The organism is Halosimplex halophilum (assembly GCF_004698125.1).
Taxonomy (GTDB): domain Archaea; phylum Halobacteriota; class Halobacteria; order Halobacteriales; family Haloarculaceae; genus Halosimplex; species Halosimplex halophilum.
Genome location: NZ_ML214298.1, coordinates 876,652 through 901,387, shown reverse-complemented (window position 1 = coordinate 901,387; position 24,736 = coordinate 876,652). Strand labels below are relative to the sequence as shown.

Annotated in this window: 17 protein-coding genes; 8 read left to right on the top strand and 9 right to left on the bottom strand. The window is 70.5% G+C overall.

The window, feature by feature from the left end; translation table 11 throughout:
• Positions 1 to 145 precede the first annotated feature (145 nt).
• Positions 146 to 907, bottom strand: a complete 762-nt coding sequence (locus E3328_RS15475; RefSeq protein ID WP_135365515.1) for an IclR family transcriptional regulator — start codon at positions 905 to 907, stop codon at positions 146 to 148.
• 121 nt (positions 908 to 1,028) lie between these two features.
• On the opposite strand from E3328_RS15475, the gene E3328_RS15470 reads away from it, so the two are divergent.
• The gene (locus E3328_RS15470; RefSeq protein ID WP_135365514.1) at positions 1,029 to 2,204 is read left to right on the top strand and encodes a mandelate racemase/muconate lactonizing enzyme family protein; all 1,176 of its coding nucleotides are present in this window, start codon (positions 1,029 to 1,031) and stop codon (positions 2,202 to 2,204) included.
• Positions 2,205 to 2,234: 30 nt separating this feature from the next.
• On the opposite strand, the gene gfo6 is transcribed toward E3328_RS15470, so the two are convergent.
• A complete protein-coding gene (gene gfo6, locus E3328_RS15465) occupies positions 2,235 to 3,296 on the bottom strand; it encodes a D-xylose 1-dehydrogenase Gfo6 (RefSeq protein WP_246023026.1) in 1,062 nt (353 codons plus the stop codon).
• 695 nt (positions 3,297 to 3,991) lie between these two features.
• Here gfo6 and E3328_RS15460 point away from each other — a divergent pair.
• A complete protein-coding gene (locus E3328_RS15460) occupies positions 3,992 to 6,157 on the top strand; it encodes an ABC transporter substrate-binding protein (protein WP_246023025.1) in 2,166 nt (721 codons plus the stop codon).
• A 445-nt stretch (positions 6,158 to 6,602) separates the two neighbouring features.
• Here the strand turns inward: E3328_RS15460 and E3328_RS15455 are convergent, their stop codons facing one another.
• On the bottom strand, positions 6,603 to 7,223 hold the full coding sequence (locus E3328_RS15455) for a VOC family protein (protein ID WP_135365512.1): 621 nt from the start codon (positions 7,221 to 7,223) through the stop codon (positions 6,603 to 6,605).
• A gap of 94 nt (positions 7,224 to 7,317) precedes the next feature.
• Here E3328_RS15455 and E3328_RS15450 point away from each other — a divergent pair, with 94 nt between their 5' ends.
• Positions 7,318 to 8,550, top strand: coding sequence for an iron-containing alcohol dehydrogenase family protein (locus tag E3328_RS15450; RefSeq protein WP_135365511.1), 1,233 nt, complete (start codon positions 7,318 to 7,320; stop codon positions 8,548 to 8,550).
• A 343-nt stretch (positions 8,551 to 8,893) separates the two neighbouring features.
• Here the strand turns inward: E3328_RS15450 and E3328_RS15445 are convergent, their stop codons facing one another.
• The gene (locus E3328_RS15445; RefSeq protein WP_135365510.1) at positions 8,894 to 9,649 is read right to left on the bottom strand and encodes a pirin family protein; all 756 of its coding nucleotides are present in this window, start codon (positions 9,647 to 9,649) and stop codon (positions 8,894 to 8,896) included.
• Between the two features lie 881 nt (positions 9,650 to 10,530).
• Between E3328_RS15445 and E3328_RS15440 the strand changes: the two genes are divergently transcribed.
• Positions 10,531 to 11,511 carry a glycoside hydrolase family 5 protein gene (locus tag E3328_RS15440; protein ID WP_135365509.1) on the top strand — a complete coding sequence of 327 codons (981 nt, stop codon included), beginning with the start codon at positions 10,531 to 10,533 and terminating at the stop codon, positions 11,509 to 11,511.
• A 114-nt stretch (positions 11,512 to 11,625) separates the two neighbouring features.
• Here the strand turns inward: E3328_RS15440 and E3328_RS15435 are convergent, their stop codons facing one another.
• Positions 11,626 to 14,133 (bottom strand): hypothetical protein, encoded by a 2,508-nt coding sequence (locus E3328_RS15435; RefSeq protein WP_135365508.1) that lies wholly within the window; start codon positions 14,131 to 14,133, stop codon positions 11,626 to 11,628.
• A gap of 205 nt (positions 14,134 to 14,338) precedes the next feature.
• Here E3328_RS15435 and E3328_RS15430 point away from each other — a divergent pair, with 205 nt between their 5' ends.
• Positions 14,339 to 14,761 carry a hypothetical protein gene (locus E3328_RS15430; RefSeq protein WP_246023024.1) on the top strand — a complete coding sequence of 141 codons (423 nt, stop codon included), beginning with the start codon at positions 14,339 to 14,341 and terminating at the stop codon, positions 14,759 to 14,761.
• Between the two features lie 51 nt (positions 14,762 to 14,812).
• Here the strand turns inward: E3328_RS15430 and E3328_RS15425 are convergent, their stop codons facing one another.
• A complete protein-coding gene (locus tag E3328_RS15425; RefSeq protein WP_135365507.1) occupies positions 14,813 to 15,898 on the bottom strand; it encodes a hypothetical protein in 1,086 nt (361 codons plus the stop codon).
• A gap of 259 nt (positions 15,899 to 16,157) precedes the next feature.
• Between E3328_RS15425 and E3328_RS15420 the strand changes: the two genes are divergently transcribed.
• Positions 16,158 to 17,330: a tubulin/FtsZ family protein gene (locus tag E3328_RS15420; protein WP_135365506.1), complete on the top strand. Its 1,173-nt coding sequence runs from the start codon at positions 16,158 to 16,160 to the stop codon at positions 17,328 to 17,330.
• Positions 17,331 to 17,495: 165 nt separating this feature from the next.
• Entirely contained in the window at positions 17,496 to 18,068 is a 573-nt protein-coding gene (locus tag E3328_RS15415; protein ID WP_135365505.1) for a DoxX family protein, read from the top strand.
• A 113-nt stretch (positions 18,069 to 18,181) separates the two neighbouring features.
• On the opposite strand, the gene E3328_RS15410 is transcribed toward E3328_RS15415, so the two are convergent.
• Together E3328_RS15410 and E3328_RS15405 are read right to left on the bottom strand one after the other, a co-directional pair.
• Positions 18,182 to 18,862: a GNAT family N-acetyltransferase gene (locus E3328_RS15410; protein ID WP_135365504.1), complete on the bottom strand. Its 681-nt coding sequence runs from the start codon at positions 18,860 to 18,862 to the stop codon at positions 18,182 to 18,184.
• Between the two features lie 89 nt (positions 18,863 to 18,951).
• Positions 18,952 to 20,202 (bottom strand): outer membrane protein assembly factor BamB family protein, encoded by a 1,251-nt coding sequence (locus E3328_RS15405; RefSeq protein ID WP_167837421.1) that lies wholly within the window; start codon positions 20,200 to 20,202, stop codon positions 18,952 to 18,954.
• 139 nt (positions 20,203 to 20,341) lie between these two features.
• Between E3328_RS15405 and E3328_RS15400 the strand changes: the two genes are divergently transcribed.
• Positions 20,342 to 21,844 carry an outer membrane protein assembly factor BamB family protein gene (locus tag E3328_RS15400; RefSeq protein ID WP_135365502.1) on the top strand — a complete coding sequence of 501 codons (1,503 nt, stop codon included), beginning with the start codon at positions 20,342 to 20,344 and terminating at the stop codon, positions 21,842 to 21,844.
• 21 nt (positions 21,845 to 21,865) lie between these two features.
• Here E3328_RS15400 and mutS read toward each other — a convergent pair whose 3' ends face one another.
• On the bottom strand, positions 21,866 to 24,655 hold the full coding sequence (gene mutS, locus E3328_RS15395; RefSeq protein WP_135365501.1) for a DNA mismatch repair protein MutS: 2,790 nt from the start codon (positions 24,653 to 24,655) through the stop codon (positions 21,866 to 21,868).
• Between the last annotated feature and the right edge of the window lie 81 nt (positions 24,656 to 24,736).

Here is a 24,736-nt window from a genome sequence, read left to right as displayed (position 1 = left end):
CCGGTCGGGTGCGGTCGACGAGCCGGCGAGACGTAGTCCGTCGACCCCGCGTCGTCGACCGATCGCCGACCGACCGGCGCGCCGTCGTCCGACGATCTCGGACGGCCGTGTGAACGGGACACACGCAGCGACCGGCGACGGCCGCTCAGGCGTGCTGGAGGTTGACCTCGATGATGTTCGCGGTGCTGAGCACCTCGGAGGGGATCTCCTCCTCGAAGCGCTGGCCGTTCATCCGGCTCTTCGGGGCGGAGACGCTGACGCCGCCGACGACGCCCTCCTCCGTCGTGATGGGGGCGGCCACGCAGCGGACGCCGTCGACGCGCTCCTCGTTGTCGACGGCGTAGCCGCGCTCGCGGATCTCGGTCAGTTCCGTCTCCAGTTCCTCGCGGTCCGTGATCGTCTCGGCGGTCACCGGTTCGAGCCCGTGTTCCGCGACGATGGCGTCCCGTTTCTCCCGGGAGACCTCCGAGAGGATCGCCTTGCCCATCGCCGTCGTGTGCAGGTCGACCTCCATCCCCTCGTAGGTGTCGAGGTGGACCGACTGCGAGCCCTTGACCTTGTAGAGGAAGACACCCCGGCCGTTCTCCTCGACCATCAGGTTGGCGTGCTCGCCGGTGTCGCTCGCCAGCTCGCGGACCTCCGCCTCCGCCACCTGAAACAACTGTGACTGCGCGCGTGCGCGACCCCCGAGGTTGAGAAAGCGGACGCTGACGCGGAACTCCCGGCCGTCCTTGACGAGGTAGCCCGCGTCGGTCAGCGTCTTCAGGTGGTCGTGGACCGTGCTCCGGGGTTTCTCGAACTGCTCGACGACCTCCGAGAGCGTCGCGCCGCCCATCGCGTGGACGGCCTCGACGACGTCGAGGCTCGTCGCGGTCGATTTGATGGGCGGGTCGCGTTCGGCGTGCATATCCGACACACGGAACCGGACCCTCATTAATCGTCCGGCATCGTCGGACAGCCCTGCGACCGGAGACGTTCGGCCCGTACCGGCAACTTTAAGTAGATTCTCGGGCGCTACTCGACTGAGTATGTCAGACGTAGAAATCACAGGCGTCGAGACGTACCTGGTAGCCAACCCGTGGAAGCCGTGGGTGTTCGTCCAGCTGGAGACGGACGCCGGCGTGACGGGGCTGGCGGAGGCGACGACCCACGACAAGCCCCGCACCGTCGCGGCGGCCATCGACGAGATGGCGGACTTCTTCATCGGCCGGGACCCGTTCGACACGGAGTCGCTGTGGCTGGAGATGTACCGCAACGAGTGGTTCTCGAAGAACGTCATCAACACGACCGTCTGCTCGGCGGTCGACATGGCCTGCTGGGACATCAAGGGCAAGGTGCTGGACAAGCCCGTCTACGAGCTGCTGGGCGGTGCCCACCACGGGACGGAGCTGCGCGCCTACGCCAACGGCTGGTACACCGACGCCGAGGGCGAGCCCGAAGGGTTCGCCCGCGCCGCCGAGCGCGTCGTCGACGACGGCTACGACGCGATGAAGTTCGATCCCTTCGGTACGGCCTGGCAGTCGATGACCACCGCGGAGAAGAACCACGCCGTCGACATCGTCGGCGCGGTCCGCGAGGCCGTCGGCCCGGACGTGGAGCTGCTCATCGAGTGTCACGGCCGCTTCTCGGCCGCCCAGGCCGTCGACATCGCCCGCAAGCTCGACCAGTTCGACCCGGCCTGGTACGAGGAGCCGTGCCCGCCGGACTCGATCAACAGCCTCGCCGAGGTCGCCGACAAGTCGCCGATCCCGGTCGTCACCGGCGAGCGTCACATGACCAAACACGAGTTCTTCGAGCTGGTCACCCGGACGGACATCGACGTGTTCCAGCCGGACCTGATGAACACCGGCGGGATCACCGAGGGCAAGAAGATCGCGGGCCTCGCCGAGGCCGACCACGTCGACATCGCCCCGCACAACCCCCAGGGGCCGGTCGCCGGCGCCATCTACTCGCACTTCTGTACCTCCATCCCGAACTTCCGCATCCAGGAGATGTTCCAGACCTACGACGAGCCGTGGGTCGACGAGCTCCTGGAGGACCCGCTGAAGGTCGAGGACGGCTACGTCCAGGTCCCCGAGGGCCCGGGCTACGGCATCGAACTCGACATGGACGTCGTCCGCGAGCACGAGTACACCGAGGACCGCGTCCACACCATCGACCTCTGGGAGGAGGACTGGGAGAAGCGCGCCGACGACCTGCGGTGACCGCGCGGTAGAAACGACGAGCGGCTCTTTTTATTCGACGTCGACCGTCCCGCCGGATTCGGCCGCCTCGTGGATCGCGGCGATCGCCTTCATGTCCACGAGCCCGTGGTCGCCGTCGGCGTAGACGGGTTCGTCGGCGAGCACCCGCTGGGCGAAGTACTCGAACTCCTCGGCCATCTGGTCGACGCCCTCGGTGTCGAATTCCACGGTGTCCTCCCCGCGTGCGACCGTCAGCTGGGTCTCCATGTGGAACGCGGGTTCGAGTTCGATGCGGCCCTCCGTCCCGACGATTTCGAGGCGCGTGTGGTCGTGGGCGTTCTGCGACGAGGAGCAGGCGGCGTGGGTGCCGTCGTCGAAGACGACCGAGAACGTCGCCACCTCGTCGGGGACCGCGTCGAAGGCCTCGTGGTCGGAGGCCATCGTCGACTGCACCTGTACGGGGTCGGCGCCGAGAATGAATCGTGCGGTGTTCAGCGGGTAGATCCCGAGGTCCATGACGGAGGTCCCGTAGCCGGTCAGGTCGGGGTTCAGCCGCCACTGGTCGGGGTCGTCGATCATCTCCAGGAGCGGCTGGGAGTTCTCGCCGTGGACGAGGACGGGCTCGCCGATGGCGCCGTCGCGGACCAGCTCGCGCGCCCGGCGGACGGCCGGTTCGGTGTGCATCCGGTAGGCCACCATCAGCGGCACGTCCGCGGCGGCCTCCACGAGCCGCTCGGCGCGCTCGACGGTCGCCTCCATGGGCTTCTCGCAGAGGACGGCCTTCCCGTGGCGCGCGGCCGCCTCGACGTGTTCGAGGTGGGTCGCGTTGGGCGTGCAGACGTAGACGGCATCGTAGGCGTCGGCGGCCTCGCCGTCGGCGAACTCCTCGTAGGTGAGCCCGTGCTCGACGGTCCCGTAGTTCGCGCGGACGCGGTCGGTCTTCTCGGTCGAACTGCTGACGACGGTCGTCGTCGTGCAGTGGTCGGTCGTTTCGATGGCGGGCAGGACGTACTCGCTCGTCCACCACCCGATGCCGACGAGCGCGAACCGCACGGTCCCGTCGGCGTCCGTTCGCCAGTCTCTCGGCTCGTAGTCGAAGAGCGAACTCGACATGGCGTGCGGCCATCGCCCGCGAGCCGACATAACTGTATCCCTCCCCGCCCGCCCGGGTCGCTCTACCCGCCGTCGGTCGGAACTCGTTTTTGTCCGATATTACCGGACGAGCTGCGGATCGGCTCTGCGACACGACGCAGAGATTACACAAGTATAACTGTAATCTCACGCCGCACGAGACCCGACGCGTGACCCGGCGCGCTCTCGTTCGGGCCCGGCGACCGCCGCTATCGGCGATGTGCCGCCCCCTTCGGTGACGGCCGCGTCGGTTGGCGGGGTACGCCGGATGCGGTTCCCCGCCGGATCGGGAGGAAACTGGTCGTTCACACCCTGTATCGACGTGTCCGGTTATTCCGGACACTCGTCTATCGGGGCGACAGATCCCCGAGGCATCGACCGCCGTCGAGTCGTTTCACGTTTTGAAATAAATCGCGGTGCAGCTGGTGGGGTTGCGCTGTGACAGTGGCAAGAGATTACAAGTATAATACCGGAAGGCGATCTCGGTGTCCCCGTCGCTGTACTCGCACGCGGTCCGTCTGAGCTGAATCGGCGCGCTCTGTCTCTGTCGAGTGTTTCACAGTCTGAAACCGTCGCCGTCCGGCCCCTCGGCGCGTCGTGCGGTCCGCCGGGCCCGCCACGGTCGCCGTCGGGTCGCGTGCAAAAGTTTATGTACTATCCGTGGAACGGTGGGTAGTATGCGGGACAGTACCAATCTGCGTGACCAGCTGTCACGTCGTCAGTACGCACAGTTGCTGGCCGGGATGGGTGTCGCGGGTCTGGCCGGGTGTCCGTCGGGAAGCGGCGGCGATTCGACGGACGAGCCGACCGAAACGGACGGCCCGGCGGCGACACCGACGGCCACGCCGGCCGACGGGACGGAGTCGCCGGGCGACACCGAAACGGAGACGGACAGTCCGACGCCGCTGGGCGACCCGGTGACCGAGGAGATCCGGGTCTTCCAGGCCAACTCGCCGGACGTGTTCGACGCGAACGTCTGGGCGCCCCAGGACAACACGACCGGCGTCGCGTTCATGACCGACCTCCAGGCGCTCCGGAACGTCCACACGCGCCGGATGGCCTACAGCGGCGTGGAGATCGAGACGCCGTGGAAGCCCCGGACCGACGGCGTCTCGGTCATGACCTGGTACAGCGGGTACGAGGTCGACGCGCCCTACGACGTCTACGAGACACACGACGACCGGGCGACCTACTGGAACGGGGACCCCCTCGACGCGGAGGCCCGGGAGACGCACTTCCACGTCGACTACTTCCAGGCGGGCAACAAGTTCACCGAGGACACCGCCTTCACCCAGGAGGCGGCCAGTCAGTGGGAGTACCACTGGTGGAACACCGACGGGAGCGACGGGCTGCCGGACGACGCGCAGGCCGAACACGTCCTCGCGTCGCAGGCGGCGCCCAACGACGGCGACATGCCGATCCACCCCGACTTCACACAGCCGTACCTCGAGCGCTACCGGGACGCCGGCAGCACGGACCAGGTGTCGTCGGTCACCGACGACCTGGTGAGCGACCGCATCTCGCTGCAGCGGCTGATGGAGAACGGCTGGGGGAGCGGCCCCTACGAGCTGCGCTCCGAGGACGACATCGGGTCGGCGGAGCTCATGCTTCGCCTGCGCGACGAGGCCGCCGCCAGCGCGGGCGACACGGAGACCGCCCACCCCAACGCCGCCAACACGAACGTCCCGCAGCTGACGATCAAGTGGGGCGACGGCGAGCGGCGCCAGACGCTCGCGGGCAACGGCGCGCTCGACCTCAACGGCAACATCGTCGCGCCGAACGGCCTCTACTCGCGGGAGACGCTGCCCGACCACATGCAGGAGCTGACGCGGTGGCTGCGCTCGGAAGGCGGCGACAAGTGGCGGCTCAACTGGAACAACCCGCACCTGCAGAACCTCTGGGTGCGCCGGGCGCTGGTCGCCGCGATCGACTGGAACGCGGCCGGGGCCAACGGCTGGGGCCAGGAGCGGTCGGTCCCCATCGAGAACCACACCTACATGCTCGACGCCCAGTCGCAGTCGGTGTTCTCGGGGGAGTTCCTCGACAGCCTCCACGCCTGGCCGATGGAGTCCGACACCGAGGCGGCCGCCGAGTACCTCCGCCGGGGCGGCTACAGCAAGCAGGGCAACCAGTGGGTCGACCCCAGCGGGAACCCCGCGGAGATCGACGTCATCTTCCCCTCGTCGATCGCCGACTACGCCGGCGCCGCACAGACCATCCGGGCGAACCTCTCGAACTTCGGATTCGGCGTCAACTTCTCCAGCCAGGGCTGGTCGACCTGGTCGAACAACCTCAGGGCCGACAACGGCCTCAACTACGACAGCTCCATCTTCTGGCACGGCTACGGCGAGCCGTTCGGCTACTACAACTCCAGCCCCGGCTGGGTCTCCGGGACCCTCGTGATGGGCAAGGCCGACGCCCCGACCCAGCAGGTCGACCCCGACACCGAGACCGACGCGCAGGGCAAGCCCCTGCAGGTCGAGATCCCCTCGGAGGTCGGCTCCATCGAGGCCCCCGACGAGGCGGGGATCAACCCCGATCTCTCCGACGGCGAGGAGATCAACCTCGCCAGCATCGTCCACGAGATCCGCGAGCCCGGCACCTCCGAGGAGGAGGTCCAGGAGCTGTACCGCAAGTGCGCCCGCTACTACAACTACTACCTCCCCCACTTCGTCTTCCACCAGTACAACTGGGGCGCCTGGGGCAACGTCCGTGACTTCGAGTGGCCCGACCCCGGCCACCGCGGCCTCGACTACGAGCGCGGCTTCGGGATCAGCACCGCCCTGATCCTCGGCGGCCTCGTCGAGGCCAGCTACGACACCGAGTTCCAGGCGCCGGAGTGACGCCGCAGAGCCGGCTGCCTCGTCCGGAGTCTCCCCGCTGACACTCCTCCGGGTTCGACCTCGCTGAACATCCGCATCGTCACCCGGACCCGACCGCCCGCCCCACCCCCGCGGGACCGGGTCCCGAACCGCTCCTTGTCATCACCGCGTTTCGAACTAGATATCCGATATTTCTTCCGACGTACCCAACACCGTATAGAAAATCGCAGATCCCGATCTATCGCTCGAAACGGTCGAAAACACCCATCTAACCGCTTGATCGGACGCTTCCGTTCGTCATCGACGATCGGGGATAATCACCGGCGATTCGCTATTACGGCCGATAAAGCGCCTAATACGGCAATTTTTCGATACCCCCACTGAACCGCACTAAATAGTACGATCCATATTTGTCATACAGGACAAACCGATACTTTTGCAGAGTTCCGTGAGGGAGACAGCCGGGTCAGCCGCCGTAGTCGCGGCCGGCGGCGGCGTTTGGGATGTCGCGTTCCTCGGCGTCGATCCCGAGGTCGTCGAGGGCGGCGCGCATGTGTTTCGAGGCGACGAACTCGGCGCCGTCGTCAACGCGGCGGGCGTGGGCGCGGGCGAGGACCTCGCCGCGGCGGTCGTCGGGGATCGCGAACTTGTCGGCGACGAGTTCGACGGTGAGGCCGTTGTTGTCCTCGGTGTACAGCGCGTGGAAGGCGCCGCGGTCGTACTCGTCGACGGGGTAGCCCGCCTCGCGGAGCCCCTCGCGGATCTCGCCGACGCGGCGGTGGTCGATCCGGTAGGCGACGTGGTGGACGTCGCCGCGGTCGGGCTCGCGGTCGTCGGTCGACTCCCGCTCGTCGGAGACGAAGGCGGTGAGCAGGCGGCCGTCGCCGGTGTCGAAGTAGAGGTGGGTCAGCTCGCTGCGGTCGAGGTTGGGCTGGCGGAGCACGAGCGCCATCCCGAGGATGTCGCGGTAGAACTCGACGGTGTCGGCGACGCTGGTCCCCTCGATCGTGATGTGGTCGGTGCCCTCGACGCCGACGACGCTGTCGGGTCGCTCGGCGTCCACGGGCGGGCCTGTCGGGTCTGACACGACGGCCGAGACTACGGGCGGGCGCGAATATACCTTGCGACCGCGGTCGCCGGCGGCCCGGTGGACTTTTCCCCGGATCGACCGAATTGGGGGTATGACCCCCGGCGGCGACTCCGAGCGGCAGTTCGCGTTCGACTACGACCCCGGCGAACTCCGGTGTCGCCGGGGCGCGGTCGCGGATCTGGGCGAGGTGCTCGCCGACCGCGACTGCGACGACGCGCTCGTGATCACCGGCTCGAACGTCGGCGCCAACCGCGACGTGATGGACCCGGTCGAGGCGGGCCTGGGCGACCGCCTCGCCGGCGTCTTCGACGAGACGACGCCCGAAAAGTACCTGAAGACCGGCCTGGACGCGGCCGAGCGCGTCCGCGAGGCGGGTATCGACGCCGTCGTCGCGGTCGGGAGCGGCAGCAGCCTCGACGTGGCGAAGGTCGCCAGCGCCCTGTCGACGCACGACGACCTCCGGAGGGCTGCCGAGGACGCGCTCGACTCCGGCGAGGTGACCGTCGCCGACGGGCGCGAGCCCGTGCCGGTCGTCGCCGTCCCGACGACGCTGGCGGGCGCGGATCTCTCGGTCATCGCGGGCGTGAGCCTCTCGCTGGACCCCACGGGCGTCCCCGACGACGAGATCCCCAACGGCTCGGTCGGCGACCGCCGGCTGATGCCGACGGCACTGGTCTACGACCTGGCGCTGTTCGAGACGACGCCGAAGGGCGTGCTCTGCGCCTCGGCGATGAACGGCTTCGACAAGGCCGTCGAGTGTCTCTACTCGCCGTACCGCACGCCCGTCACCGACGGCACCGCAATGCGCGCGCTCGCGCTCATGCGCTCGGGCTTCGAGACGCTGCCCGACGAGGAGATGGACGAGGAGAAGCTCTACGAGGCGGTCGCGGGCGTCGTGGTCGCGCAGTACGGCATCTCGACGCCCGAGGTATATCGAGCTTCGATCATTCACGCCTTCGGCCACGGCTTCTCCCACGACTACGACGCCCACCAGGGGACCGTGCACGGCATCCTCGCGCCCTACGTCCTCCGGTACGTCTTCGACGAGGTCGACGGCCGCCGGGAGTTGCTCGCCGAAGCGTTCGGCGTCGCCGACGAGAGGGCGACCGACGAGGAACTCGCCGACGCCGTCGTCGACGCGGTCGCCGCCGTCAGCGACGACCTGGGACTGCCCGACCGGCTCCGCGAACTCGACGGTCTCTCGCGGGACGACTTCCCGGCCATCGCCGCCGAGATCCGCGACGACGGCCTCATGGACGCCACGCCCGAGGGGCTGGACCCCTCCGCCGACGACATCGAGGCCGTCCTCGACGACGCTTGGTGAACAACTGGGGTGGCGCGCTGGAGCGCCCGTCCATGCGCGCGACGACACCGCGCGAGGGATGAGCGGAGGAACGGAGTGACGGAGCGAATCGGCTGGGGAGGGTCGTGGCCGTCTGCGGTGCTGTGCGGTTCCTGGTGGACTGAACGGGCGAGGCGCGCTCGCGTTTATTCAGTCGTCTGTGCGGCCCCTATCCGCGCGGGCGGTGCGGAGAGCGCGGATATGCCGCGCAGCGACCGCGAGCGCGGCGAGGGCTTTCACCGCGCACCGTCGAGTGCGGTGGAATCGACAGTTAGTGACCGGGCCGAGGAAGTCCACGCGACGCCGTCGACTGCGTCATCACGACCTACTCCACGAAGGGGCCGCGCTGGACGATGGGGTCGCCGTGGGGCGCTCCGGCGATGGCCGCCAGCCGGACCCCCTCTTCACTCTCGACAGCCACTCTCGTCCCCTCGTCGATCCCTTCCAGCGCCGCGAAGTCCTCGACTGCGAAGTCCTCACCCTCCACCGTCCCCGAGCCGTCGACCCCGTAGAGAAAGCCCGACCAGCCCGCCGGCGGGCCCCAGGTCCACGACCCCTCGACGGTCACGTCGAGGTAGGTCACGTCCGTCGCCAGCTCGACCGGCGACCCCTCGCCGACGACGGTCGTGACGGTCGCGTCCCCAGCGTCTTCGGTCGGCAACTCGTCGCCGGGCACGTCCTGAAACGCCGGATCGGCGTCCTTCCGGTCGCGCGGGAGGTTCACCCACAGCTGGAGCCCGTTGCAGGCCGCGCCGTCGGCCGGGAGTTCCGAGTGGCGGATGCCGCTCCCGGTCGTGATCCGCATCGCGTCGCCCGGGTAGGCGGTGTGGGACTCCCCCAGCGAGTCGTCGTGGACCATCCCGCCCTCCAGCATGTACGAGACGATCTCGAACCCGCGATGGGGGTGGGTGTCGAACCCCTGGTCGGCCGCGATGAAGAAGCGCTCGAAGACGACGAACGGGTCGAGGTGGTCCCGCCGCGGCGTCGGCATCACCCGATTCCCGCGCATCCCGCCCGGGTGCGTGATGTCCTCTGCGCTCTGCACCTCGACGCCGCCGTCCGTGCTCCCGTTCGTTTTCATTTACCATCTGGTAAACTCCGGGCGGACTAATACCCGGCGGTCGATGGCGAATGTACCAATAAAAGATACGTATTCTGTCTAGTTCGAGTATTAGCTAGAAAGCAGTTATTTCAATTCCACGCCGATCCCGTGCGAGTCGAGTAGGGTTTCGAGTTGAGTATCTGCGCAAGAAACGAGATGGAAAGCGACCGCACTCGACGGTACGCGCTGAAAACCCTCTGCGCGCTCACGGTCGCTGTCTCCGAAAATCGAGGATTTTCGGGGTCTCGCAGGAGTGGAGCTCCTGCGGACCTCGCGAATCTCCGATTCGCTCAGTGACGAGAGCGCTTCGCTCTCTCGAACCAAGCGGGATATCCTCGCGGCCCAGGGGCCGCTTCGGATAGTGGCCCGCTCAGGCGACTCCCGGCGCGAGCGCGCCTCGCCCGTTCAGTCCGCCAGGACAGCACCGCAACCGCACAGCACCGCAGACGGCCACGAACCTCCCCAGCCGATTCGATGCCTGCGGGCGATCCGAGTGTCGCCCGCACGGCCGAGGGACCGCCGGTCCCTCGCTGCTCGTCGCAAGCTCCTGCGCGTCTCATCCACCGTCAGAGCACGCGCTGACGAGCCTTCGCTCGCAGGCTCGCGAAGACCTCGCGCGCATGAAAGCGCGCCAACGTCAGAGCAAGCTCTGACGGCCCATCGGAATCGCAAGCGATTCCGAGACGACAGCGCGCGCCGACCGCACTGCGACCGCTCACCGCAACCGTTACCGCCTGTACGTTCCACTGCGAGAGTTCTAGTCATACTTCGATCTATAAATGTATTCCGACATGTATCCGAAACGGGCGGGGAGTTCCGGGAGTCGCGCATTTAACTCGAACGCGGCCCGGCAGGGAGTCATGGACGTGAACGCGAGTTCGCTGCCGCGGTGGCGCGGGTTCAATCTGCAGGCGAAGTTCATGGCCGACGACGAGGAGCGCTTCCGCGAGGAAGACTTCGAGTGGATGGCCGAGTGGGGCTTCGACTTCGCCAGGTTGCCGATGGACTACCGCTGCTGGACGGGCGAGGACTGGCGCGATTTCGACGAGGACGCGCTCGAAGAGATCGACGAGGCCGTCGAGTACGGGCGGAAACACGGCGTCCACGTGCAACTCAACTTCCACCGCGGCCCGGGGTTCACCGTCGCCGACCCGCCCGAGGAGACGGATCTGTGGGCCGACGCCGAGACCCAGGACGTGTTCGCCGAGCACTGGCGGCGGTTCGCCGAGCGCTACGAGGGGGTCCCCAGCGAGCAGTTGAGTTTCGACCTGATCAACGAGCCCGCCGAGACGAGCCACGGCGCCTACGCCGACGTGGTCCGCGACACCGTCCGAGCCGTCCACGAGGTCGACCCCGACCGGCTCGTCGTGGCCGACGGGATGCGCTACGGTCGGGAACCCGTCTTCGACCTCGCCGACGTGGAGTGCGCGCAGTCGACCCGCGGGTACGACCCGTTCCCGCTGACCCACCACGAGGCCGAGTGGACCGACGTGGACCGCGACGAGCCGCCGGCGTGGCCCTGCGTCGACGACGCGGGGAAGGTCCGCGACCGCGCGTGGCTGCGGTCGACCCGGGTCGCCCAGTGGGAGCGTCTGGCGTCGATGGGCGTCGGCGTCCACGTCGGCGAGTGGGGCGTCTACAACCGCACGCCCCACGACGTGACCCTCGCGTGGATGGAGGACGCCCTCTCGCTGTGGGAGGAAGCCGGCTGGGGCTGGGCGCTGTGGAACTTCCGCGGCCCATTCGGCGTCCTCGACAGCGACCGCGACGACGTCGACTACGAGGACTGGCACGGCCACGACCTCGACCGGGAGATGCTGGAACTGCTCCGGGAGTACTGACTCGCCGACGCCGCTCGGGGCGCCGGCCGCTGCCGGGAACCGGTCCGGCGCGCGGAGCGGCCGCCGGTCGGAGCGAAGTCGAACGGGTCGGCAGGAAAAGGAAACTACCGCTCGTTACCGGTCGGGGGCTGCGACGGAACCGGACTCGCTCGAATCGCCGTCGGAGCCGCTCGCCGACCCGCCGTCGGAGCCGCTCGCGGAACTGTCGTCGGAGTCGCTCCCGCCCTCGCCGTCCGTACCGACGACGCCGCCCTCGTCGGGCTCGCCGGGCGCGGTCGCGTTCGTTGCCTCGACGACTTCGACGGGGACGGTGATCGTCTCGGGGACGCTGTAGGGGATGCCGTCCTCGCCGACGACCCAGTCGACGCGGAAGGCGACGGTGTTGTTGCCGGTCGCGACGGTCTCGTCGCCGAAGCGCTCGGTCCCGACTTCGAGAACCCCGACCTCGACGGTGCCGTTGGGCGTGTTCGCCTCGAAGGCGGTCGTCTCGGTGGTCGCTTCGCCACCGCCGATCCCGATCCCGGCGGAGATCCGCGAGGCGTTGACCTGCAGGTCCAGGCGCGGCCGGACCGCGGGCTCGCCCGTGCGGTTGGCCGACAGCGAGAGTGCGGTGATGCCGTCGTCGACGCCCGTCAGCGTGACGTTCGCCGCGGCCGACCCGTCGACGGGGACGGTCAGCGAACTCCGGTTGAGCGAGACGCCGACCTCGCGGCCGGCGTCCTGCGCGACGACCACGCGCCCGGTGGCGACGCCGCCGGCCTCGCGGGTGTCGGGGCTCGCGACGGTGACCTCGTAGAGGCCGGCGTCGAACGCGGCCGCCGAGACGTTCATCCGGACCTCCTCGTCGTCGCCGACCTCGATGCGGGCGACCTCGCGGCCGTCGACCGTCTCGACGCCGTCGAAGCCGTCGACCGCCTCGAAGGCGTTCCGGAGCTCCTCGGCGGAGGCGGACTCGCCGTCCGAGTCGGTCGCCGACGCGTGGAGGACGTAGTCCGTGCGGCCGGAGTGCAGCGACAGCGAGACGCCGTCCTGGCCGGCGGCGGCGTCGACGAACGTCCGGTTGGTCTCAAGGTGGAAGAAGTCCTGGCTCGCCAGCTCGAACGCGGCCGCCGAGCGCTCGCCGGCCTCGGTGACCCGACCGTCGTCGAGGACGACCGGCTCGCCGTCGGCGTTCCGGAGGACGTACTCGCCGGCGGGCAGCGTCGCCGACTCGACGAGGACCTCGTCGTCCTCGAAGGCGAGCCGGCGGACGACGTGGGGCTCGAACTCGTCGTGCTCGCCGGGCAGGCGGACGAGCTCGTAGGTCTCCCCGGTCGCGCTCGGGTCGGCGAACCGGAGGTTCTGGCCGCGGTAGACCGTCTCGTTGGAGGGCGGTCCCGCGTCGGCCTCGAAGGCGTACTCGCCGTCGCCGCCGCGGGGCACGTCGACGGTCGCCGTGTTCACCGTGTAGTTGCCGGCGAGGAGGTTCGTGACGCCGGCCAGCGTGACCGCATCGTCGCCGACGTGGGTCGCGGTCGTCGTGCCGTCGAACTCGGTGGACTCGACGAACTCCTGGGCGCCGTCGCCGCCGACGCCGCGGAGCCGCACGGTCGTCGCGCCGCGAGTCGCGAGTTCGCCCCGCTCGACCAGGAGGACGCCGTCGCCGTGGGGCGCGACCCCCTGGACGGTCGAGCGGGCGTCGGAGCCGTAGACGCGGCTCCAGCGGGTGACGCCGTCGTCGTCGAGGCGACTGACCCAGGCGTTCGCGGTGGCGCCGTCGCCGAAGGTGGTCCGGGAGCCGGCCAGCAGGACGCCGCCGTCGTCGGTCGGGACCGCGCCGACGACGCGCTGGTCGACGCTCCCGCGGACCGTCCGGTTGAGCTCGACCGCGCCCGAGGCGCTGGTCTGCAGCACCCACGGGTTCGCGTAGCCGGTCGTCCCGGCCACGAGGAAGCCGTCGTCGGTCGCCCGCAGCGTCGTCGGCTCGGCGCTGATCCCGTAGGTCTCCGTCCAGATGGCGTCGCCGCCGGTCAGCTCGGCCAGGCGGACGCCGTCGCCGCCGGGCAGGGCGTGGACCACGGCGACGCCCTGGTCGGTCGCGCGCAGCGTCTCGCCGCCCGCCCCGACCGCCGCGCCCACGCTGGCGTTGAGTTCGTACCGCCAGGTCAGGTCGCCCTCGGGGGTGAGGTGGACGACCTCGGTTGTCGTCTCCGGCGGGTACGACCCGATCTGCGCCGACTGCGTCGAGACGAGCGCGTACACGTCGCCGTCGGGACCGACCGCGACCTCGGCGACCTGGGTCGTCGCGTTCACGGTCGAGAACGTCCGCTCCCAGACGGTGCGGTCGTCCTCGACGCGCACGACCGAGCCGTTCACCGTCTGCGGGGCCGCGCGGACGCTGTAGTTCTCCGGCAGCACGACGCCGCCGGCGACGGTCGCGTCGTCGGTCTTCTCGATCGCCGTCGGGACCACGTCTCCGTAGGGGCTGTGCGACTGCGCGCCGACCGGGGCCGCGGCGGAGGCGTCCGCCGGCCCGGCCGGGCTGGAGGGCCCTGCGGCGGTCGCACCCGCCGGCACCACTGCGGCGAGGGTGCCGACGACCATCAGTGCGGCCAGCCAGCAGGCTGTCTGTTCGCGTGACATGTGTTCGACTCCACTCGGCGGCCGACGGAGTAGGTATCGCTTACTCAAAGAGCGCCTTTAGTCACGCAGTCGCACGCCTGCGCGACCGGACGCCCGCGCGGACCGCAGCGCGCGGACCGCGACCGTCCGCTCGCCGGGCGGCTGCGGTCCGCGCGGCCGGCGCTCGCGCCCGACGTTTATGCCGGTCAGGGGCGTAGGCGGACGCGTGCCAGTGGGATTCGAGCCGTCCGAGATACCGTGTTACGAGGACGCTGACGAGCGCGACGCCGCCTACGAGCGCGCCGAACGCGAGGGGACGCCCTTCTTCGCGGTCGAACGCTACGACGAGGGCTACGCCGTCACCTACGACCTGCTGCCCGCGGGCCGGGAACTCTCGAAGCCCGCCCGGAAGGAACTCGACGAACGGCTCACCCGCGAACTCGAAGCGGTCGTCGGCGACGAGTCCGTCCCGACGCGCGAGGTGAGCAAGAGCGTCGGCGACTCGCTGGGCAACGTCTCGCTGTTCGAGCGCGAGGGGACCGCCCGCCGGGTCGCCGCCGTCGCCGCGCGGATCGCCCTCGACGAGAGCAACTGGGTCGAGGCCTCCCCGCCCGAGGGGTCGTCCGGCGCCGAGTTCCGGCGGAACTGACCGGCCCGCCTCGGAGCGGTGGCCGAACCGGCGCGACGGCCGCCGCGGGCGCTACGTCCCCTCGCCCAGCGCGTCGTCGGCCCACGCCGCGGGCACGACGAGCAACTGGCGGTCGGTCGCCAGGTCGTCGCTCGTCGCGAAGACGACGCCGTCGCCGCTCTCGACGGCCATCGGTCCGCCGACGGCCGCGTTCCAGTGGTCGGTGACCTCGTCCGGAACGGTCAGGGTCCGGTCGTCGTCGACCGTCGTGCTGGCGACGTAGTCGACGCCGTCGCCGCCCTGGACCGGGTCGAACCGCTCGGAGACGACGACGCTCCCGTCGTCGCGGACGCCCCAGTGGGCCTCCTCGCCGAGCGCGAGAAACCCCCGGTTGAACGCCTGCTGGGGGACCGGGACCTCGTTGCTGTGCTCGTCGAACGCCGCCTCCCCCAGCCGGTCGAACGCCGTCGGCTCCGCGCCGGCCTCCGACCCGGCCTCGGGCGCCGCGCCCGACCCGGCTTCAGCCGTCCCGCCCGCGCCGGTGTCTATCGCTCCGGCGTCGGCCGCTCCGGTGTCTCCGGCCCCCTCGCTGTCCCCTGGTGCCCCCTCCGATCCCTCGGCGCTCGCCTCGTCGGCGGTCCCACCGGCGTCGCCCCCACCGGTCCCGGTTCCGTTTCCCTCGTCGACCTCGGCTCCCGCACCGTCGCTTCCCGCCTCGTCACTCTCGGTGGCGTCGCCGATGTCCGGTCCGGTGTCGACCACCTCCGAGGCCGCCTCGCCGCCGGCGCGGTCGCCCTCCTCGCTCGACGACCCGACGGCGTCGATGTCGGGCGCGGTGTCGACCACGTCCGACTGGTCGATGTCGATGCGTTCGCCGCTCGGCTCGCGGCGGACCCGTCGCTGGGCGGCCGCCACCGCCAGCAGCCCGCCGCCGACGGCCAGGCGACCGAGCCCGCGGGCGCGCTCGCCGGCCCGTAGCGAGCGGACTCCCCGGAGGACCGCGGCGCCGCCGAGGACGCCGGCCAGCGTCCCCGACTGCGCGTGTTTTCGGACGCGCGAGGCGAGCCCGGACGCTCCCCGGTCGCCATCGCCGGTTTCCCCCGACCGGGCGCTGTCTTCGTCCGCGATGCTGTCGTGGCCGGTGTCTCCCCGACTCATGGTCCCCCTTGGAGTCTCGGACGTAAATCCGCCCGGTCGGGGGTCGCCGTTCGACCGGTCGGCGGGCTTCCACGGTCGCGTTCGCCGGACTGGCGGACGGACGCTCCGGGCGGACCGACCGGCAGGCAAGTGGAAGACGGTCCATAACAATACGGAAACCGGCCGCGAGTCCGGGTGAACCGGGGCGCGGCGAGCGGCGAGTCGTGGCGGTGCGACCGGAGTCGGGCTGCGGGCGAGCGACCCCGGCACACAGACACCCATGAAACTCGCACTCATCGGGTTCGGACAGGCGGGCGGGAAGATCGCCGACGAGTTCGTCGCCTACGAGCGGCGGACGGGACTCGACATCTTCACCGCCCCCGTCGCGGTCAACACCGCGAAGACGGACCTGCACGGACTGGAGCACGTTCCGACAGACAACCGCGTCCTCATCGGCCAGGCCCGCGTGAAGGGCCACGGCGTCGGCGCCGACAACGAACTCGGCGCCGAGATCGCCGAACAGGACATCGACGAGGTGCAGGCCGCCCTCGACGAGATCCCCGTCCACGAGGTCGACGCGTTCCTGATCGTCGCCGGCCTCGGCGGCGGGACCGGATCGGGCGGCGCGCCGGTGCTCGCCAAGCACCTCAAGCGCATCTACACGGAGCCGGTCTTCGGCCTGGGGGTCCTCCCCGCGGCCGACGAGGGCGGCATCTACACGCTCAACGCCGCCCGCTCGTTCCAGACGTTCGTCCGCGAGTCGGACAACGTCCTCGTGTTCGACAACGACGCCTGGCGCCGGACCGGCGAGTCGATGGCCGGCGGCTACGAGGAGATCAACCGCGAGATCGTCCGCCGGTTCGGGATGCTGTTCGGCGCCGGCGAGACCGAGGGCAACGACAGGGTCGCCGAGAGCGTCGTCGACTCCTCGGAGATCATCAATACGCTCGCCGGCGGCGGGGTCTCCACCGTCGGCTACGCCGCCGAATCGGTCCGGGACGACGACGGCGGCCTCCGCTCGCGGATCCGCCGGGACGACGACGAGGCGTTCGACGAGACGAACACGACCAACCGCATCACCTCGCTCGTCCGGAAGGCCGCGCTCGGCAGGCTCACGCTCCCCTGCGACCTCTCGGGGACCGAGCGCTCGCTGCTCGTCGTCGGCGGACCGCCCGACCAGCTCAATCGGAAGGGCATCGAGCGCGGCCGCTCCTGGCTTGAGGAGGAGACCGGGAGCATGGAGGTCCGGGGCGGCGACTACCCGCTCCCCGACTCCGGGACCGTCGCGAGCGCCGTCCTCTTCTCCGGCGTCCACAAGGTCCCCCGCGTGAAGGAACTCCAGCAGGTCGCCATCGAGGCCCGGGAGAACATCGACCGCCTGCGGGCCGAGCGCGAGGACAACCTCGACCGCCTCCTCAACGAGGGCGCCGAGGAGATCTCGCCCCTCTACTGACCGGCGTCGGTCCCCCGGTTCGGCCCTCCTCGCCACGCCCTCTCTCCGACCCGGACACCCACGATCCCATCTTCATAACTTATACATAACCATGGTAACGCCTGTACATATTACTTTATTACCCCTCCGGTCGTCGTCTGTAGTAGGAAGTTCCCTTCCTGTATCATGACAGCCTCAACTATCTCCCCCGACACTCGCAACACCTTCGAGAGCACAATCGGCGGCTACACGGTCGGCGGCCGCGCCCACAGCCTGTCGGCGTGGTTCGTCCTCTCGCTCAGACTCATGATGGGCTACGCGTTCCTGTACTCAGGGGCGACGAAGGTCCTCGCGGGCGGCTTCGACTCCGGCGGCTACCTGTCGAACGTCGCCGCGACCAACGGGAACCCGCTGGCCGGGCTGTTCGCGTGGATGGGGTCGACGCCCTGGTTCGTCGAGTTCGCCAACGTCGCCGTCCCGTGGGGCGAGGTCCTCATCGGGCTCGGCCTGCTCGTCGGCGCGCTGGTCCGCCTTGCGGCGTTCTTCGGCGCCCTGATGATGCTCATGTTCTACTTCGGCAACTGGGACATGGCACACGGGTTCATCAACGGCGACTTCGCCTACATGCTCGTGTTCCTCGCCGTCGCCGCCTTCGGCGCCGGACGGATCCTCGGGCTGGACGCCTACATCGAGAACTACGACGTGGGCGGCGAGACGCTCGTCGAGCGCTACCCCCGTCTCGAGTACGTTCTCGGCTGAGAGCCGCGCTCCCCTCGATTTTCCCACGCTCTACGACCGCACACTGTTTTCTCGACCGTTTCCCCCGACGAGCGGCCGGTCTTCTGCAGAGCGACCACCGTATCCGCGACGTTTCAGTCGGACGCCGCCGGGCCGGGGCCGGACCTCGCGGTCGCGTCGGCTCCGCTTCCGGGCTCGGCAGACCCGTTCCGGACGACCGGCGGATGACAGAACGGGGCCGTCGATTCGGCGTCGAGCGGTCGGCGCATCCGGACGGCCCCCAGCCTCCCGCCGGCGACCGATGGTTCGGACTCGGTTTCGAAGCCCAGTTCGTCGTAGACGTGCCGGGCGGCGCGGTTGTCGGGTTCGACGACGAGCGCGAGCGCGTCGCGGTCGGCGACGGCCGCCGCCGCGACGACGTGTTTGCTCACCTCCGTGCCGAGCCCGCGGTCCTGGTAGTCCTGGTGGACGAAGACGGCGAACTCCGGTTCGGCCGCGTCGGTCGGCGTGTACAGCGCGTGGCCGACCAGTCGGTCGTCGCCCGCGACGACGAAGTTACACCCCTCCGAGAGGCAGTCGTCGACCCAGTCTTCGAGCCGCGGGCGGTGACGGGGCGGCAGCCCCTGGGCCTGTTCCCCCGGCGCGAAGTCGTCGTACATCGCGACGAGCGCTTCCCGGTCCTCGCCCGTCGCGGGGCGGACCACCCACGCCTCGCCCGTCCGGTCGACGAACCGCGGACAGCGCGGCGGGCAGTGCGCCGACCCCTCGCACTCCGTCGGCGCCCAGTACGTGCACGTCCCGTCGGCGTCGGTCATGACTGAGTGTCCCGCCCCCATCGGGTTAAGAAGGGGACCGCGCTCTCAGTCGCTGGGAACGGGGCCGTGGGACTCGACCTGAACCGGAGCTACCGGGCGACCGCGTAGCAGTCGCCGCCGCTCGTGAACGTGAAGACGGTGTCGCCTGCCACCGCGGGTGCACCGGGAGAGCCACCGAAGACCATGTCGCCGCCCTTCACCCGGTCGCGGAACGGGTGTCGCCACCGCGGCGACCCGTCGGAGGGGGCGACGGCGAGCAGTCCGTCGCCGTGACCGACGTAGACCGCGTCGTCGGTCACTGCGAGTTCCCCGAAACCGCGGTCGCCGTAGCCGTCCGTGGCAGTCTCGACGCTCGCGCCCGCTTCGGTGGACGAACGGCGCCAGCGCTCGCGCCCGTCGGCCGCCCGGCGCGCGACGAGGTCGACCCCCGAGCAGTAGACGGTCCCGTCGGCGACCACCGCCGAGAACTCGGTCTCCGCCGGCGCGGTGGTCTCCCACCTGGGTTCGCCGGTCGCCGCGTCCAGCGCGGCGAACGTCGCCGGCCCGGTCTGGGCGTACACCGTCCCGTTCGCGACGGTGGGCGGTCCGCGCGGTTCCCCCGTCGTCGGCCGGTGCCACAGGCTCGACCCCTCGTGGTCGAGTTTTCGAACGCCCGTCTCCTGCACGACGTAGACGCCCCTGTCGTCGACGGCGACCCGCCCGGTCTCCGCGTCGAGGCGGGCCTCCCACTCGACGCTCCCATCGGCGAGGTCGACGGCCGTGACGCCCGGGTCGACGGGGCCGCCCGAGAGGTAGACGGTCCCGTCGCGAACCGTCGGGCGGCTCCATCCCCCCGACACGTCGGTCGTCTCCCACAGCTCCGTCCCGTCGGCGGCGTCGTAGGCGACCGCGCCGACCTCGTCTTCGACCGTCCCCTCGAACAGCTCACCGACGACGACGGTACCGTCGCTCACGACCGGGCCCGTCGGAAAGGTGGCGTCCGGGCGACGGTCCCACCGATAGCTCCCGTCGCTCCGGTCGAGCGCGTAGACGCCGTCCCCGCTCGGGACGAACGCCGAATCCTCCGAGAGCACGACCGCGGAGCTGATGTCCGGCGGGTCGACGGTACTCACCCAGCGGTCCGCGCCGGACTCGTCGGACGCAGTCCCCGAGACGTAGCCGGTGTGGCCGGCCGTCCGCTGGTGCATCGGGACGGATCCGCCGCCGCCGGTCTCGGAACTGACCTCGTTTCGCGCCAGTTCCGACGGCTCGCCGGCGAACCGGCGGAGTCGTCCGCAGCCGGCGGTGAGCCCGGCGGCTGTGACCCCGAGCGAACGCAACAGCGTCCGTCGACTCTGCACGGGTGCTACTCCCGGCCCGACCGTACAAAAACGTCCCCGTCCGACCCGTTGCGTCCGGCGGTGGCCCCCGCCGCTCGGTCGTTCGGCGGTCGTTTGACCCTCCAGAAGGCCCTTTCCGGTACCCGCGATAGTTCCGACCATGCCCACTCGACGCCGGACGCTCGCGCTCGCCGCCGGCCTCGCCTCACTGACCGGCTGTCTCGGCGACGGCGACGCCGGGAGCGGGACCGATCCCCCGACGGACGGCTCCCCCACGACCGGGGCGGACGACACGATATCGACGGGAACGGACGGCGCCGCCCCGACGCCGTCGCCGTCGGCGACGCCTACCCCGGGGCCCGACGGGACGCCCACCGTCGCGGGGACCGACGAACCCCGGAAGACGGCCGACCCCGCCACGCCGTCGCCGCCCGCGACCGTCACCCGCGTCTCGGGCGACCTCCCCGGGTGGACCGCCGCCCGCTGGGTCGACACCGAATACGCGGACGTGCTCGGGCTCGACGGGGGCGGAGACCGTCTCTACGCCACGCTGGGCACCGACGGCGGCGGCCGCTCGGCTGTCGCCGCGCTGTCGCCCGGTCGGGCGGAGTTCGACTGGGTGCAGTCGTTCGCGGGCGAGGCCGAGGCGGGCTCACACCACGAACCGACCGACGCGACAGACACCTGGGGCGTGACCGTCGGCGACGGGACCGTCTACAGCGTCCACGGCCGCGGCGACGCCTACGAGTGGACGGCGCTGCACGCCCTCGACGCGGGGACGGGAACCGAACGCTGGTCGTTCAAGCGCGAGCGGCGCCTCGGCGTCGCCGGCTTCCTCGACGGCGCCGTCGTCGTCCGCGCCACGGAGTTCTTCGAGCCCGAGCACACCCACGACACGCCCGAAGAGCCGCTGGAGACGACGGTCTACGCCGTCGACACCGGTAGCGGCGACTCGCGGTGGTCGGCGTCGCTCGCGGGCGCGACTGCCTTCGCGGTCGGGAGCGACGCGGTGTACGCCGCCAGCGGCCGGACGCTGTCGGCGTACGGACCGGGCGGCGACCGGCGGTGGCGCCGCGAACTCGCCGCCCCCGTCCGGCTGGCCACCGTCCTCGGCGACACCGTCGTCTGTTCGGTCGGCGAGAGCGACGACGGTTCCTCGCTGGTCGGCCTCTCGACCGGCGGCGAGACGCTGTGGACGCGCCCGCTGTCGGCGCGGTGGTTCGTCCCGACCGACGACCGGGTGTACGTCGGGAACGAGTCGGTGGCCGCCGTCGCCGCCGACGGGACCGTCGCCTGGCGCGAGCGGGCCTACGCCCACGACCCGCTGCTCTCCGCGGACGGGAAGCGGCTGTACACCCGGACCAACGCGCGGATGAACGCCGTCGACGCCTACGACCGCCCCGGCGGCGACCGGCCGTTCCGGTTCGTCACCCCCTCGAACAACGGCTGGCCGGCCGCCGCCACGGCGGAGACGCTCGTCGCCGAGGCGATAACCCCCGAGAAGGCGGAGTTCACCAGCCTCTTCGCCGTCGACGCGGCGACCGGCGAGCCGCGGGCCGTCTACCGGCCGGACGCCTCGGTGTTCACCGTCACGGGGTTCGGCGGGACGGTCTACGCCGGGTTCGGGGACGGACGGCTCGGCGTCTTCGAGCCCGCCGAGTGAGCTCGACCGCTCGGCGACGCCTCACTCCTCGTCCAGCTCCGCCTGCCAGTCCTGCACTTTCGCCATCAGTTCGACCGGCGGCGTCTCGTTCACGTCGAGGTCCCGAAGTTCGTCCAGCACCTCCGCGACCTCGGGGTCGAGCGTCGGCCCCGTGTCGGCGGGGGATCCCTCGACCGCGTGGCTGCCGTCGGTGGCGAGTTGCTCGCTGCCCGAGCCCGTCCCCGCGTCGGCCGCCGGCCCGGCGTCGCTCGCTCCCTCGCTGCCGGCCGACGATCCGTTCCCACCCGTCTTGAACTGCCCGCTGCTCAGGTCGAAGACGGCCTGGGTGGTGCCCGACCCGCCGTCGCTCCCGCGGACCTCGATGGCCTCCTCCTCGCGGAGCCGGTCGAGCACCTCCCGCGAGCGGTCGACGACGGGGTCGGGCACGCCCGCCAGGTCGGCGACGTGGATCCCGTAGGAGCGGTCGGTCGGCCCGTCCTCGACGGTCCGGAGGAAGGTCACGTCGCCGTCGCGCTCCTCGGCGGCGACGTGGACGTTCTGGACGCTCGGCAGTTCCTCGCCGAGCACCGTCAGCTCGTGGTAGTGGGTGGCGAACAGCGTCTTCGCCGCGACGTTGTTGACGATGTACTCGCTGGCGGCCCACGCGATCGAGATGCCGTCGTAGGTCGCGGTCCCGCGGCCCACCTCGTCGAGGATCACGAGCGAGTCGTCGGTCGCCGAGTGGAGGATGTTCGACAGCTCCTGCATCTCGACCATGAACGTCGAGCGGCCCTGCGCGAGCTCGTCCAGCGCGCCGACGCGCGTGTAGATGCCGTCGACCAGCCCCACCCGCGCCGAGCGGGCGGGCACGAAGCTCCCGACCTGTGCGAGCAGCGTGATCAGCGCCGCCTGGCGCATGTAGGTCGACTTCCCGCTCATGTTCGGCCCCGTCACGATGAGGAACTGCCGGTCGTCGTCCATCCGCAGGTCGTTCGGCACGAACTGCGTGGTCTGCTCGACGACCGGGTGCCGCCCCCCCTCGACGACAAGCTCGCGGCCGTCGGACAGTTCCGGCCGGGTCCAGTCGTTGCGGACGGCGTGGGCGGCCAGGCTCGCCAGCGCGTCGCACTCCGCCAGCGCCCGCCCGGTCTCCTGGAGGACCTCGGCGCGGGCCGCGACGCGGTCGCGCAGCCGCTCGAAGATCTGCCGTTCGAGTTCGTGGCGGCGCTCCTCCAGCCGGAGGATCTCCCGTTCCTTCTCCGCCAGCTCGTCGATGACGTACCGCTCTGAGTTCTTGAGCGTCTTGATCTGCTCGTAGGCCTCGGGCACCGCGTCGGTCTCGCTCTTGCCGACCTGGATGTAGTAGCCGTCGGTCTTGTTGCGGTCGACCGAGAGGTGCGTGATACCCGTCCGTTCCTTCTCCCGTTCGGGCAGGTGCTCGATCCAGTCGAGCGCCGCCTCGTGGTCGTCGATGATCTCGTCGAGTTCGGGGTCGAACCCCGGCCGGATCAGCCCGCCCTGGGTCACCGTCCCGGGCGGGTCCTCGACGAGCGCCTCGTCCAGATCAGCGGCGAGTTCCGCCGCGGCCTCGCGGTCGGGTCGGTCGAGCACCTCGGCCAGCGGCGAGTCGGCGAGTCGCTCGCTGTCGGCGACCAGATCCCCGACCGCGGAGAGCAGCGCGAGCGTCTCCTGGGTCGCCCGGAGGTCCCGCGCGTCGGCGCTGCCCGACGCGGCCTTCGATGCCAGCCGTTCGAGGTCGTAGGCGTCGCCGAGCGTCTCGCGCAACCGGTCGCGGGCCATCGCGGCCTCCGCCAGCGCCGCCACCGCGGACTGGCGGCGGCCGAGCTCCGCCCGCGAGCGGCGCGGGCGCTGGAGCCACTCCCGGAGGAGCCGTCCGCCGGCGCTCGTGACCGTGTGGTCGACCGTGTCGAACAGCGATCCCTTCCGATCCCCCTGCATCGTCTCCGTGAGTTCGAGGTTGCGCTGGGTCGTCGCGTCGAGGTCGACGTAGGCCGACTCGTCGAACGACTGCAGGCGCGTCATCGACGCCAGCACGCCCGCGCCCGTCTCGTCGACATAGGAGACGACGGCGCCCGCGGCCCGGACCGCGGCCTCCGCGTCGGCGATGCCGACGCTCTCCAGGGTCTCGTCGCCGAACTGCTCGCGGACGCGATGCCGGGCGCGGCCCGGCGCGAACGCCTCCGTGGTGTGCAAGGAGAGCGAGGCGTCGGTGCGCTCGCGGATCTCGTCCAGAAAGTCGTCGTCCGAGCGGACCTCGGGGCCGGGCAGGACCTCCGCGGGGTCGAACTTGTACAGCTCCGTCAGCGCCGCGCTCGTCGCGTCGGCCCCCGACTGTTCGGTGACGAGGAACTGCCCCGTCGTCACGTCCGCGACGGCGATGCCGTAGGTGGCGTCGTCGCCATCGCTCCCGCCGCTGTCGCCGCGGCCGCTCCCGCCCTCGCGGACGACCGCCGCGAGGTACTGCGCGTCGTCGTCGCTCGTTTCGAGGTGCGTCCCGGGGGTCACGACCCGCGTGATCTCGCGGGCGTGGCCGTCCGCCGTCTCGTACTGGTCGGCGACGGCCACGCGGTACCCCCGTTCGACCAGCGCGGAGAGGTAGGGGGTCAGGTCGTCCAGCGGCACGCCCGCCATCGGATACGACGAGCCGTGCGAGGACTTCTGGGAGACCTTGAGATCCAATTCGTCCGCGACGGTCTCGGCGTCCTCGGCGAAGAATTCGTAGAAGTCGCCGCACTGCATCGCCAGCAAGTCGGCGTCGGTCCCCTCCTTCAGCGAGAGGAACTCCCCGACGATACCCGTCGCCTCGGTCATACAGGGAGGTGTGTCCGAACCGGGGTAAAAGGCTACGGGTCCGGAGCGGAAGTGGTCGCCGTCTCGCGTGGGGCCGCCGGG